Source organism: Pantoea sp. SJZ147, assembly GCF_007828605.1.
Taxonomy (GTDB): Bacteria; Pseudomonadota; Gammaproteobacteria; order Enterobacterales; family Enterobacteriaceae; genus Pantoea; species Pantoea allii.
On record NZ_VIVB01000005.1, the window covers coordinates 104,579 to 116,970 of the forward strand.

Annotated in this window: 12 protein-coding genes; 6 read left to right on the plus strand and 6 right to left on the minus strand. The window is 57.7% G+C overall.

The window, feature by feature from the left end; genetic code table 11:
• Positions 1–17 precede the first annotated feature (17 nt).
• The 3 genes from truA to pdxB form a co-directional block, all read right to left on the minus strand.
• Positions 18–821, minus strand: a complete 804-nt coding sequence (gene truA, locus FBY13_RS09075) for a tRNA pseudouridine(38-40) synthase TruA (RefSeq protein WP_096010900.1) — start codon at positions 819–821, stop codon at positions 18–20.
• Complete coding sequence (locus FBY13_RS09080) at positions 821–1,831, minus strand: aspartate-semialdehyde dehydrogenase (RefSeq protein WP_063880330.1); 1,011 nt, start codon at positions 1,829–1,831, stop codon at positions 821–823. The genes truA and FBY13_RS09080 overlap by 1 nt, the downstream gene beginning before the upstream one ends.
• Before the next feature lie 107 nt (positions 1,832–1,938).
• Positions 1,939–3,072, minus strand: a complete 1,134-nt coding sequence (pdxB, locus tag FBY13_RS09085) for a 4-phosphoerythronate dehydrogenase PdxB (protein ID WP_096010901.1) — start codon at positions 3,070–3,072, stop codon at positions 1,939–1,941.
• 149 nt (positions 3,073–3,221) lie between these two features.
• Between pdxB and FBY13_RS09090 the strand changes: the two genes are divergently transcribed.
• Entirely contained in the window at positions 3,222–4,121 is a 900-nt protein-coding gene (locus FBY13_RS09090; RefSeq protein WP_145393991.1) for a DMT family transporter, read from the plus strand.
• On the opposite strand, the gene FBY13_RS09095 is transcribed toward FBY13_RS09090, so the two are convergent.
• Positions 4,102–5,490 (minus strand): sensor histidine kinase, encoded by a 1,389-nt coding sequence (locus tag FBY13_RS09095; protein WP_145393992.1) that lies wholly within the window; start codon positions 5,488–5,490, stop codon positions 4,102–4,104. The two genes, FBY13_RS09090 and FBY13_RS09095, sit on opposite strands and share 20 nt — an antisense overlap.
• The gene (gene tctD, locus FBY13_RS09100; protein ID WP_063880334.1) at positions 5,481–6,152 is read right to left on the minus strand and encodes a transcriptional regulator TctD; all 672 of its coding nucleotides are present in this window, start codon (positions 6,150–6,152) and stop codon (positions 5,481–5,483) included. Before tctD ends, FBY13_RS09095 begins: the two co-directional genes overlap by 10 nt.
• Before the next feature lie 119 nt (positions 6,153–6,271).
• Between tctD and FBY13_RS09105 the strand changes: the two genes are divergently transcribed.
• The 4 genes from FBY13_RS09105 to flk all read left to right on the plus strand — a co-directional run bounded on the left by FBY13_RS09105 (position 6,272) and on the right by flk (position 10,365).
• Positions 6,272–7,252, plus strand: a complete 981-nt coding sequence (locus FBY13_RS09105; protein WP_082875239.1) for a tripartite tricarboxylate transporter substrate binding protein — start codon at positions 6,272–6,274, stop codon at positions 7,250–7,252.
• A 12-nt stretch (positions 7,253–7,264) separates the two neighbouring features.
• On the plus strand, positions 7,265–7,696 hold the full coding sequence (locus FBY13_RS09110; RefSeq protein ID WP_145393993.1) for a tripartite tricarboxylate transporter TctB family protein: 432 nt from the start codon (positions 7,265–7,267) through the stop codon (positions 7,694–7,696).
• A gap of 11 nt (positions 7,697–7,707) precedes the next feature.
• Positions 7,708–9,210, plus strand: coding sequence for a tripartite tricarboxylate transporter permease (locus tag FBY13_RS09115; RefSeq protein ID WP_145393994.1), 1,503 nt, complete (start codon positions 7,708–7,710; stop codon positions 9,208–9,210).
• 114 nt (positions 9,211–9,324) lie between these two features.
• A complete protein-coding gene (flk, locus tag FBY13_RS09120) occupies positions 9,325–10,365 on the plus strand; it encodes a flagella biosynthesis regulator Flk (protein WP_145393995.1) in 1,041 nt (346 codons plus the stop codon).
• A gap of 1 nt (position 10,366) precedes the next feature.
• Here flk and FBY13_RS09125 read toward each other — a convergent pair whose 3' ends face one another.
• A complete protein-coding gene (locus FBY13_RS09125; RefSeq protein WP_063880339.1) occupies positions 10,367–10,810 on the minus strand; it encodes a rhodanese-like domain-containing protein in 444 nt (147 codons plus the stop codon).
• Positions 10,811–10,898: 88 nt separating this feature from the next.
• Between FBY13_RS09125 and FBY13_RS09130 the strand changes: the two genes are divergently transcribed.
• Complete coding sequence (locus FBY13_RS09130; RefSeq protein ID WP_145393996.1) at positions 10,899–12,338, plus strand: PLP-dependent aminotransferase family protein; 1,440 nt, start codon at positions 10,899–10,901, stop codon at positions 12,336–12,338.
• The last annotated feature ends 54 nt before the right edge of the window (positions 12,339–12,392 follow it).

A 12,392-nucleotide genomic window follows, 5' to 3' on the forward strand; every position in this document is an offset into this window, starting at 1 on the left:
CTTGTACGTAAGGTTAATTAATCCGCGAGGAACAATGGCCCCATCGCCGGCTGTGGTAAAGCAAAATGCGCGGGATAATCCACCGCAACCAGATAAAGCCCTTCGGCTTTCGCCGTCGCCGCTGCCAGGGTACGGTCTTTGGCGGCCAGCAGTTCAGCCATCCAGGATTCTGGCTGATTTCCACAGCCAATTTCCATCAGACTTCCGACAATATTGCGCACCATATGGTGCACAAAGGCATTCGCTTTGATATCGACAATCACATAAGGCCCCTGACGCGTGACATTAAGGTGCATCACATTGCGCCACGGCGTTCGCGACTGGCACTGCACGGCGCGAAAAGACGTAAAATCATTCTCGCCCAGCAGGCACTGACCGGCACGCTGCATCTTTTCCACATCCAGAGGATAGTAAAAGTGCGTCACACCGTTGCCCAGAATCGCCGGACGTAGCCGCTGATTGTAAATCAGATAACGATAGCGCCGGGCCGTCGCGCTAAAGCGGGCGTGAAAGTCATCCGGCACCGCCTTTACCCAACGCACAGCGATATCATCAGGCAGGTTGGCGTTGACGCCTAACGTCCAGGCCGCATCGGCACGCGGCGCCACGGTTTCAAAATGCACCACCTGTCCGGTGCCATGGACCCCGGCATCGGTGCGGCCGGCACAGAATACGCTGACCGGATGGTCAGCCACTTTCGACAGCGCCCGCTCCAGCTTTTCCTGCACGCTGCGCACTTCCTGCTGACGTTGCCAGCCATAGTAACGGCTGCCGTCGTACTCAATGCCCAGTGCCAGTTTTTTTGTCTGACCTTCTGACATCAGTACATGTACTCCTGGACCAGCTTCTCAGCGGTTTTTACGGCCATCAGCGCGCCGCCGAAACGAACGTTGTCCGCCACTGACCAGAACTGCAACAGCTCCGGAATGCCGTAATCATTACGCACACAGCCGATGCTCATTTCATCGGTGCCGGAGGCATCCGTGACCGGCGTCGGCACCTCGGCCTCTTCACTCAGACGAATATCGGCCGCCAGTGCCCATTCTGCCCTCGCCTCTTCGGCCGACAGCGGGCGCAGGTTTTCAATGTGGACAATCTGCGCATTGCCATAAAACACCGGTGCCTGAATGCTGCTGACGGCAACCGGCAACCCGTCGTCCTGCAACACTTTACGCACCTGATCGACCAGTCGACGCTCGCTTTCTACGCTGCCTTCGCTGTCCGCCTGCTGCGGCAGAAGGTTAAAAGCCAGCTGGCGACCAAAATGGTGCTCGTCAGCGGGCACGCCGTTCAGCAAACGTGCACTTTCCCCTGCCAGCGCATCCACGGCCGCTTTGCCGTGCGTGGAGACAGAGATCAGATTCGTCACCTGTAAACGGCCTAAACCTGCCGCATCGACCAGCGGTTTAATGGCCGTCAGCAGCTGGCTCACCAGATTATCTGCCACGCTGATGATATTGCGATTACGGTAATCCGCCAGCACCTGGGGATTGACGTCCGGCACCACCAGCGGCACGTCCGGTGACAGGGCAAACAGCTCACTGCTGTCGATAACCAGGCAGCCTGCACTCGCCGCTTCTTCTGCATAGCGTTCTGATGCCTCGCGACCGGCAACAAAAAAGGCCAGTTGCGCCTGTGACCAGTCAAACTCCGCCGCGTTTTCGACCCGAACAGAACGGCCTTCGAAACGTTTAATTTCACCGGCACCGTTATCGCTCGCCAGCAAATACAATTCACCAACCGGGAACTGGCGTTGAGCCAGCAGTTCCAGTACAGCGTTCCCTACTGCGCCTGTTGCGCCAAGTAGCGCAATATTCCAGCCGTCAGACATGTTGGTTTACCTCAGACAATGACATAAAAACAGAAGGCGGTGATGTCACCGCCCGGGGATTCAGAATTATCCCTACCTTCACCCGCCGCTCACGCAGGCGGAACCAATCAGGTTGAGGATAATATGGCGTTAAAGCCCAGTTGAATAAGCAGATCAGCGGTGGCCTGATCATCACAGTTCACCTGTAATGATGACCATTCACGACGCTCTTCATACTGTTTGCGCAGGCGGTCAAACTCGCCCGGTTTTGCCGCCACTTTTCGCAGTGGCGCATCATCGCGGCGCACATCATACACCAGATGCACTAACCGTTTCAGCGTTGGCTGATCGAGCGGCCCATTCAGACGGATCTGGCTGAATTCCGGCGTCGGTAACAGGCTGCCGAGCGGCACCTGCTGCGGTTGACCAATAAAGTCGCACCAGGCCTCGAAAACCTGGGTGGTGCCGCGCGCTTTGCCTTCCAGGGTGTAACCGGCAATATGGGCTGTGGCGATATCGACCTTATCCAGCAGTGCCAGCGAGAGATCCGGCTCCGGCTCCCAGACGTCCAGCACCACGCTCAGATCGTGGCGCATATTCAGCACTTCCAGCAACGCGGCATTATCGACTACCGGGCCGCGGCAGGCATTAATCAGAATGGTGTCAGGCTTCAGGGCCATCAGCCGCGCAGCATCCGCCAGATGCCAGCTCTTGTAAGGGCCAGATTTAAACAGTGGCGTATGAAACGTCAAAATATCGGCCTGCTCAACCAGCGTATCGAGCGAGTGAAAATCCCCTTCGTCCCCACGGTCAGCCCGGGGTGGATCGCACAGCAGCGTTTTCACGCCCCAGGCTTCCAGGCGTTTCTGCAGACGGCTGCCCACGTTACCCACGCCAACAATGCCCACGGTACGATCGCGCAACAGGAAACCGTCGCGTTCAGCCAGCAGCAGCAAGGCAGAAAAAACATACTCTACGACGGCGATGGCGTTACAACCGGGTGCGGCCGAGAACGCGATGCCCGCCTGCGCCAGCCAGGCTTCATCGACGTGATCCGTCCCGGCCGTGGCCGTGCCCACAAACCTGACAGGTTTATCCTGCAGTAACGCCGCGTTAACCTGAGTGACCGATCGCACCATCAGTCCATCAGCGTCGGCTAATTGCGCTTCGGGTAATGGCCTGCCAGGTACGGCAACCACATCGCCCGTACGGCTAAAGAGTTCACGGGCGTAGGGCATATTTTCATCGACGAGAATTTTCACCACGGCTTTCCTGTGTGTTGCATTTAAGGGCGCTATTCTGGCACAAAAGCCCCGCCTTAGCCTAACCTCCCCATGCCGTCGACCATAAGGCTGGCAGAAGCATGTCAGACAGGCGTAAACTGCCGCGGGTCTGAGGCTGGAGTCATACTATGTTTTTTCTGTTTCCGCTGTTTGCGGTATTGATTTGGTCGGTTAACGCTATCGTAAATAAATTATCGGCGGGGGCAATCGAGCCTGCAGCCATCTCCTTTTATCGCTGGCTACTGGCGTTGCTGGTGTTAACGCCGTTTGTGTTACCCGGCGTGATACGGCGCTGGCAGGCGATCAGGCCGCACCTCTGGCGTTTGATGGTTCTGGGACTGCTGGGCATGGCGCTGTATCAAAGTCTGGCTTACTATGCCGCCCACAGCGTGAGCGCCCTGTTTATGGGCATTATTGCGGCGCTGATTCCGCTGTTAACGGTGTTGCTCAGCCTGCTGATCCTGCGGATTGCGCCGACGGTGGGCATTCTGGTGGGCAGCCTGATTTCGTTCTGCGGCTTAATCTGGCTGGTCAGCGCAGGCAACCTTCACCAGCTGCTGAATCACGGTATCGGTGCCGGAGAAGCGATGATGCTGGCGGCATCCAGCTGCTATGCGCTTTATGGCGTGATGACAAAACGCTGGTCGATTCCGTTGCCGGTCTGGCAGAGCCTTTACGTGCAAATTGCCTTTGGCGTTCTGCTGTTGTTGCCCGGCTTTTTGATGACGTCAGATGTCTCGCTCACGTCGCGCAATCTTCCCCTGGTGGCCTTTGCCGGGCTGTTTGCCTCTATTCTTGCGCCCTGGCTGTGGATACATGGCGTTCAAAAGTTAGGGGCCAGCATCACCAGTATTTTTATGAATCTGACACCGGTGTTTACCGCCATCATTGCGGTGCTGTTTCTGCATGAACATCTGCACAGCTATCACTGGATTGGCGGCGGTCTGACGCTGACGGGCGTTCTGCTGGCCCAGCGACTGCGCAGGCCGTTAACCGCGCACAAACCGGTTAACACCGATCCACATTGAACTGGACGGTAACCCGTAGCCCGCCCAGTAACGGGCTGCGATCCAGCGTCACGACAGCGCCGTGCCAGGCACAAATATCCTGGACCAGCGCCAGCCCAATGCCGGCACCGGCATGCATAGCGGCATTATCCAGCCGGATAAAAGGCTGCAGCGCTTTTTGCTGCTCGTCCGGGCTAATCCCCGGCCCCGCGTCTTCAATTTGAAGTGTTCCGCTCTGGAGGCGCGCAGTGATCATCCCTTGAGAAGGGGTATATTTAATCGCGTTATCCAGCAGGTTGGCACAGAGTTCGCCCAGCAACAGCGCGTCGCCTTTCACCTCACTGTGTTCATCACCCTCATAACCCAGATCAATGTATTTTGCGCGTGCCGCGGCATAACGGCTAAAGCAGGCCTCGCGGACGATGGCCGCTAAATCCACCCGCGCCATGGGCTTATCTTCCCCGTGACGGGCTTTAATTCGCGCCAGTTGCAGCAGGCGATCGGTCAGCAGGATGGTGTCATCCAGCGTATGCTGCATGCCCTGCAGGCTTTCGCGCCACTGTTCAGGCCGGTCGCTGTCCAGCGCCGTGCTGATCTGGGTTTTAAGGATGGTGAGCGGGGTGCGAAGCTGGTGAGCGGCATCGGCGCTGAACCTGTCCTGCCGCGCCAGTAGCCCTCTCAGTCGCTCAAGGTAGCGATTAAAGGCGATGATGAGCGGCTGTAACTCCGACCACGGCAGGGACGGCAACGGTGTCAGCGCCGCGCCGTTACGGCGCAGCACGATGCGTGACAGACGGCGCAGCGGCCGCAATACCCGGCGCAGCATCATGCTCGCCAGTAACAGCGTGATGAATACCAGCGCGCTTTGGCTGAGTAACGCAGTGCGCATCAGCCCCTGAGCAAATGCCTCACGGGAGTGAATGGTTTCCGCCACCAGCACCAGCGCCATGCCTTCCACGCCCGACTCACTGACCGGCTGCCATAACGCAGCCACCCGAATGCGCTGCTTCTGGTAAAGCCCGTCATAAAAATGCACTAACGCGGGATAGGCTGCAGACATTTCGCTGGTGGCAGGAATCGGGGGCAGCCCGTCATAGCCTGATAACGTCTTGCCCTGGGGCGAAATCACCTGATAATACAGGCGGTCATTCATATTGCGCTCAAAGCTGTCGAGCACCACCCAGGGCACATCCACCTCCAGATGCTGATGACGAACCACCAGCCGCTCGGCGACGGTGCGCGCAGAGGCCAACAGGGAGCGATCGTAGGCCTGATTCGCCGCCGCCAGGCCGCTCTGATAATGGGTATAAACCGACAGAATCCACAGTAGCACCAGCGGCAGGCCGAGCCACGCCAGCAGCTCACCGCGTAGAGAATGAATCAGTCGCATGGCAGGGTTTCCAGGCTATAGCCCAGCCCTCGCAGCGTCACAATGCCCACATCACTCCCGGCCAGTTTTTTGCGCACCCGATGGACATACAGCTCAATGCTTTCCGGGCTGGCCTCGTCCACCAGCGTAAAGGTCTGCTCATAGAGGTGCTGCCGCGAGACCGGACGGCCACGGCGCTGCATCAGCGTGGTGAGCACACTGGACTCACGCGGCGTCAGCGCCAGGGGTTTTTCGTCCAGCAAAAAGTAGCCCTCGCCGTTAAGCTCAAGCTGTCCCAGCGTTTGATTTTGTGGTGATTGCCCCTGTGAACGCCGCAACAGCGCACGCAGACGCGCATCCAGTTCATCCAGTTCGAAGGGTTTGGTCAGGTAGTCATCAGCACCGGTGTTCAGGCCGCGCACGCGGTCGTCCAGCGTAGTGCGCGCGGTCAGCAGCAGCACTGGCATATTTTGTCCCCGACGGCGCAGCCGCGTTAACACCTCGATGCCGTCCAGACGCGGCAAAGAAACATCCAGCACCACCAGCGCATAGTCTTCGCTTTGCAGGCTGTGGTCGGCCGCCACGCCATCGACCACCCAGTCCACGGCAAAGCCTTTCTGGGTTAACGCTTTCTGTAACCATCGCCCCAGTTCCGCCGTATCTTCAACCAGTAAGAGACGCATATCACATCCTTTCACTAAACCTCATCAATGAAAGGTAAATGAAAGGTTACTGATTTAACAATTCAGCAACGCCGAATTGTCGGTGGTAATCACACTCTGGAAGAAAGATGGAGCGCACGATGAAAAAAATAATCCATACCGCCCTCGCCTCTGCCCTGCTGGCTTTAATGTTGCCGTCATCCGGCTATGCCGCTGCACCAGACAGAACGGAATGCATCGCACCGGCTAAACCCGGTGGCGGTTTCGACCTGACCTGTAAGCTGATTCAGGTTTCGCTGATGGAAACCAAACAGATTGAGAAACCGATGCGCATCACCTATATGCCAGGCGGCGTGGGTGCAGTGGCCTATAACGCGATCATTGCGCAGCGTCCTGCCGAAGCCGGTACGGTCGTAGCCTTTTCGGGTGGCTCGCTGCTGAATCTGTCCCAGGGCAAGTTTGGTCGCTATTCGGTTGATGACGTTAAGTGGCTGGCGGCGATTGGCACCGATTACGGCATGATTGCCGTCCGTGAAGACGCGCCGTGGAAAAACCTGGGCGAGCTCATGGCCGCGATGAAAAAAGATCCGACCAAAGTGGTTGTGGGCGCGGGTGCCTCCATCGGCAGTCAGGACTGGATGAAGACCGCGCTGATCGCTAAAGAAGCCGGTATTGATCCACGCAAAATGCGCTATGTCGCCTTCGAAGGCGGAGGTGAAGTGGTCACCGCCCTGCTGGGGAATCATATTCAGGTAATGTCGGGCGATCTCAGCGAGATGGTGCCGCATTTACAAGGGGGCAAACTGCGCGTGCTGGCGGTAATGGCAGACAAACGCCTGCCCGATCAACTGGCGTCAATTCCGACCGCCAAAGAGCAGGGATTTAACGTGGAATGGCCCATTATCCGTGGCTTCTATCTTGGCCCTAAAGTCAGCGATGCCGATTATCAGTGGTGGCAGAGCGCCTTTGAGAAAATGGTGCAAACCCCAGAGTTCAAAAAGCAGCGCGAACTGCGTGGCCTGTTTGAATTCAATATGTTCGGCGCAGAACTGGATAAATACGTGAAAGATCAGGTTGCCGCTTACCGCGAGCAGGCGAAATCCTTTGGTCTGGCTAAGTAACCGGGGGACATCATGAGCGATCGTATTTTCGCCACCCTGTGGCTACTGATGTGCCTGGCAGGCCTGGTCATCGCCTGGCAAATTCAAAGCGAATACAGCTATGAGCCCGTTGGACCGCGCCCTTTTCCGCTCATCCTTCTCAGCCTGATGGCCTTCTGTGCCCTGATGCTGCTGCTGAGAAAACCGGATGACATCCAGTGGCCATCGGCAGCCACGATGAAACGTCTGGTGGCGCTGGCGGTGATGATGCTGGTTTACGGCGGGATGTTTGAAACCCTAGGCTTTCCGCTATCCACTTCGCTGCTGACTTTCGGTCTCGGCATGCTGTTTGGTGCACGTTGGTGGGCCGCCCTGCTCTCTGGTGCGGTAATGGGATGGTCACTGTTCTACGCCTTTGACCGTTTACTTGACGTGACCTTGCCCGCTGGCAGCCTGTTCAATTAAGGAGAGAAATAATGGAAACCTGGTCTTTCCTGATGCACGGTTTTGCCGTTGCCATGACGCCTGAAAACCTGCTGATTGCCCTCATCGGCTGCTTTATCGGCACGATCGTCGGCTTACTGCCCGGACTCGGGCCGATCAACGGCGTGGCGATTTTGATGCCGCTGGCGTTCGCCCTGCACCTGCCTGCCGAATCAGCGTTGATTCTGCTGGCGACGGTTTATCTGGGTTGTGAATACGGTGGGCGCATTTCCTCCATCTTGCTCAACGTCCCGGGCGATGCCGGCGCGATCATGACCGCGCTGGATGGCTACCCGATGGCGCAGCAAGGCAAAGCGGGTGTGGCACTCTCGATCTCTGCCGTCAGCTCCTTCGTCGGTTCCACCATTGCCATCCTCGGCATCATCTTATTCGCCCCGTTGCTGGCCCGCTGGTCGCTGGCGTTTGGCCCAGCCGAATATTTTGCGCTAATGGTCTTTGCCATTGCCTGCCTGGGCAGCATGATGAGTCAGAACCCACTTAAGTCGTTCCTGTCGGCCCTGATCGGGCTGAGCATGGCGACCGTGGGCGTCGATGCCAATACCGGCGTCTATCGCTTCACCTTTGACAGTGTGCACCTTTCTGACGGCATCCAGTTTGTGGTGGTGGTCATTGGCCTGTTCTCGGTCAGCGAAATTTTGCTGATGCTGGAATCCACACACAGCGGGCAGAAAGTGGTCCGCGCCAGTGGCCGCATGATGTTCAATATGAAAGAGGCCGCCATGTCTACCGGTGCCACGCTGCGTGCCTCGTTTATTGGCTTCTTTGTGGGTGTGTTACCCGGCGCGGGCGCGACTATCGCCAGTGCTATCGCCTACATGGCCGAGAAAAAAATCAGCGGCAGCGATCAGTTTGGTAAAGGGGATATTCGCGGTGTGGCTGCGCCGGAAGCGGCGAACAATGCCTCCGCCTGTGGCTCGTTTATTCCGATGCTGACGCTCGGCATTCCCGGTTCCGGTACCACCGCAGTGATGGTCGGTGCGCTAACGTTGTATAACATCACTCCAGGCCCGGCGATGTTTACTGAGCAGCCGGATATTGTCTGGGGATTGATTGCCGCGCTGCTGATTGGCAACCTGATGCTGTTGATCATGAACATCCCGATGATTAACGTGTTTGCGCGTATGCTGACGATTCCGCTGTGGTTCTTAGTCCCGGCTATCGCCGCCATCTCCGCGGTGGGCGTTTATGCGGTTCACAGCACCACCTTTGACCTGCTGCTGATGGTGGGATTGGGCATTTTCGGCTATATCCTGCGAAAAATGGATTTCCCTATGTCACCGCTGATTTTGGGGTTTGTACTGGGTGAAATGCTGGAGCAAAACCTGCGTCGGGCGCTGTCTATCAGCAATGGTGAAATGGCTATCCTGTGGGAAAGCCCGATTGCCAAGGTGCTGCTTATCCTGGCTGTAGCCGTATTGATTGTGCCTCTGGTGTGGAAACGACTGCGCCGTAAACCCGCCCCCGTGCATCAGTAAGTAAATCTTTGTGCGAAACACACAAGCCCCGTGGATTTCCCAGGGGCTTTTGTTATCATAGCGTATTCTGTTTCCGGCGCACCCCACGCTGTTCTGTTTCCCAAGGAATCCGCCATGCAACCTGTCAGCGGCCCCGGTGTGCCGGTCGGCGATCGTTCATCTGTTAATCCGCAAACTGACGCCCCGCGTGCAGGAAGCGTTGCCGGTGAACAGCCCCTTTCTCCTGCCCAGCGCACGACGCTTGAGCGTTTGATTGTGCGCATTATGTCGCTTAGCACGTTTAAGGCGCCCGAACTCTGGGCCGGTTTACGCCATGAAGTAGGTGTTAAAAGCGAAGCAGAGCTTCAGTCGCGCCATTTTCCGGCTGCGGAGCAGTTTCTTAATGCCCGCCTGGCGCAGGTGCAGACAGGCCACGGCACACGTCAGTTAATGACGCAGCTGACCGACCTGCTGCCGAAAGGTAATAATCGCCAGGCGGTCAGTGATTTTATCCGCCAGCAGTTTGGTCAGACGGTACTGAGTGCCTTAACCCAGGACCAGCTGCGCCAGGTATTAACCATGCTGCAAAATGGTCAGATGGCAATTCCGCAACCCCAACAGAGCCGTACCAGCGATCGTTCGCTGCTGCCTGCGGAGCATCAGGCGCTGAATCAGCAAATTGTTCGTCTGGCTGCCGCGACAGGCGAATCCAGTGGCAAAATATGGACCGCTGCGCTGAAGCTGGTCAATCTCACCAGCGGCGATCCTATTCCGTCGCGCCATTACCCGCTGCTTACACAGTATTTGCAGGTGCGTCAGACGTTGAGCCAGCACAGTGCGCCGACGTTACAGCTGATTGAAGCCTCGTTAAAACATCCTTTGGATCAGCGTGAACAGCAGATGCTGCAGGATTACAGCCTGCAACGTTTTCAGGCCACGCCGCAAATGGTGCTGACCCCGACGCAAACCCAGGATCTGCTTAACTTCCTGTTTGCGCGTCGGGCTGAAAGAGCCCATGAGCAAGCCCTGGCCGACAACGAACTGAATCCGCATCCGATATGGGCGCCCATTTCCGGTTCGCTGCCGCCGGCTTTGCAACCGCTGGCAGCGCGCCCGGTGCTGAGCGCGGTCGTGGGGTTGATTGTTCTGGCCTTTTTACTGTGGCTGGTGTTGTAATTTAACACCCACAGGATGCCGCAGAAGCTGTCTGCGGCCATTCGCCCGCCTCATCGCCCCATGTCATCGGATGACCGTCTCGCTTCCAGAAATCCAGCCCGCCAATCAGTTCTTTGACTTTAAATCCCAGTAACGCCAGTTGATACGCCGCTTTGGTTGAGCCATTACAGCCGATGCCATCGCAGTAAGTCACATAGAGCAGGTCGCGATCCAGAGAAGCCGTGCTGGCTTCATTGATTTCCCGATGAGGGAAGTTTACCGCGCCGCTGATATGGCCTGCCCGCCAGGCTTCCACCTGACGGGCATCGATCACGACAATCCCCTGCCGTTGGTGGGCCAGATCGTCAGCCAGATCCCAGGCATCGGTGTAATAAGCCAGTTTGGCCTGCAGATATGCAACGCTCTGCTGCGGTAACGCCGGGGGAAAACCTAAAACAGATGACATTCTTTTTTCTCCTGTTGTGACAGACAGGCAGTTTACGGCAAAGTGGCCTACTGAATAATACCGCTTTCAACAAGGTGATAAGACCATTATGACGTCGCCGCTGCTGCAATTGTTTCATCATCAGGCAACCGGTGGTCTGCGCGACCGCCTGTGCGCCACACTTCGTCAGTGGATTGAAACCGCGCACCTTCAGGTCGGGCAGAAACTGCCCTCAACGCGTCAGCTGGCAACCGATTTAGCGCTGTCGCGCGTCACGGTTGAAGCCGCTTACGCCCAGCTTGAAAGTGAAGGTTACCTGCGGCGGGAATCCGGTCGCGGCAGCTTCGTCGCCATCACGCTGCCGGGCAGTTCGCCCCGCGTGCGCGCCAACCGCATGGCGACATTCTCACAGCGCGGCCAGCAGATGCTGGCAACGGGCGGCTGTCAGGATGCGCCCTTTCCCTATGCGTTTGCGGCAGGTTCGCCGGATTTACGTGCCTTTCCTCATCCTCTCTGGCGGCGGTTAACCGCCCGCGTTCAGCGCACCGCTGGCCCTGACGTGATGGGCTACGGCGATCCGCTGGGTTATCTGCCACTGCGCCGCGCGCTTGCTGACTATCTGGCTCTGTCACGTGGCGTGCAGTGCGAGGCTGATCAGGTGATTATTTTAACCAGTTCACAACAGGCGCTGCAGCTGCTGGCGCTAATGCTGGTTGATGCGGGTGATGAGATCTGGATGGAAGAGCCGGGCTATGCGGGGGCGCGTAATGCCTTTCTTTCTGCGGGGGCCAGAGTGCGCGGTATTCAGGTGGATGCCGAGGGTGCGGTTCCCCAACCCGGTTCCGCAAAACTGATGTATCTGACCCCTTCGCATCAATATCCCACCGGCGTGTCCTTAAGCCTGCCGCGCCGTCTCGCCTGGCTGGACTGGGCACGTCGTCACGGCAGTTGGCTGATTGAGGACGATTACGACAGCGAGTTTCACTATGACGATCGCCCTGCGCCTGCGCTGCACGCGCTCGACAACGATAGCCGGGTCATTACCCTCGGAACCTTTTCGAAATCGCTGTTTCCCTCGCTGCGTCTGGCGTGGATGGTGGTGCCTGGCCCGTTGGTGGCACCTTTAGGCCGGGCGCGCAGCCTGCTGGACGGGCATAGCGCACTGCTGCCGCAGGCGGTAACGGCAGAATTTATGCAGCAGGGGCATTTTGCCAGCCACTTGCGGCTGATGCGCCAGCTTTATCACAGCCGTCGCGATCGCCTGCTGGAGCAGCTAGCCCAGCGTCTGGCGCCATGGCTCAGGCCGTTTCCCTGCCCGGGTGGATTGCAGACAACCGTTGCGCTGGTGCAGGGCGACGATGCCGCCTTAACGTTACAGGCGGCAAAGGTGAGTTTATTACTGCCCCGACTCAGCCCACTGTACAGCGATAGCGCACCTCAGCAAGGCTGGATTTTAGGCTTTGCGGCGCTAACGCCCGATGAGATTGTGGCCGGGTGCGACAAGCTGGTCAGGCTGCTTTCAGCAGGCTCATCACGCAACAGTGGCTGAGTGGCAATCCCAACGTAAAAAAGGCCGGCAAGCGCCGACCTTTTCGTAGGGTTC

Bases quoted from the DNA above. Each gene is read 5' to 3' on its own strand.
- FBY13_RS09090 (WP_145393991.1), top strand. From the start codon at position 3,222: ATGTTTTTTCTGTTTCCGCTGTTTGCGGTATTGATTTGGTCGGTTAAC.
- FBY13_RS09105 (WP_082875239.1), top strand. From the start codon at position 6,272: ATGAAAAAAATAATCCATACCGCCCTCGCCTCTGCCCTGCTGGCTTTA.
- FBY13_RS09130 (WP_145393996.1), top strand. From the start codon at position 10,899: ATGACGTCGCCGCTGCTGCAATTGTTTCATCATCAGGCAACCGGTGGT.
- flk (WP_145393995.1), top strand. From the start codon at position 9,325: ATGCAACCTGTCAGCGGCCCCGGTGTGCCGGTCGGCGATCGTTCATCT.
- truA (WP_096010900.1), bottom strand. From the start codon at position 821: ATGTCAGAAGGTCAGACAAAAAAACTGGCACTGGGCATTGAGTACGAC.
- FBY13_RS09110 (WP_145393993.1), top strand. From the start codon at position 7,265: ATGAGCGATCGTATTTTCGCCACCCTGTGGCTACTGATGTGCCTGGCA.
- FBY13_RS09125 (WP_063880339.1), bottom strand. From the start codon at position 10,810: ATGTCATCTGTTTTAGGTTTTCCCCCGGCGTTACCGCAGCAGAGCGTT.
- tctD (WP_063880334.1), bottom strand. From the start codon at position 6,152: ATGCGTCTCTTACTGGTTGAAGATACGGCGGAACTGGGGCGATGGTTA.
- FBY13_RS09095 (WP_145393992.1), bottom strand. From the start codon at position 5,490: ATGCGACTGATTCATTCTCTACGCGGTGAGCTGCTGGCGTGGCTCGGC.
- FBY13_RS09080 (WP_063880330.1), bottom strand. From the start codon at position 1,831: ATGTCTGACGGCTGGAATATTGCGCTACTTGGCGCAACAGGCGCAGTA.
- FBY13_RS09115 (WP_145393994.1), top strand. From the start codon at position 7,708: ATGGAAACCTGGTCTTTCCTGATGCACGGTTTTGCCGTTGCCATGACG.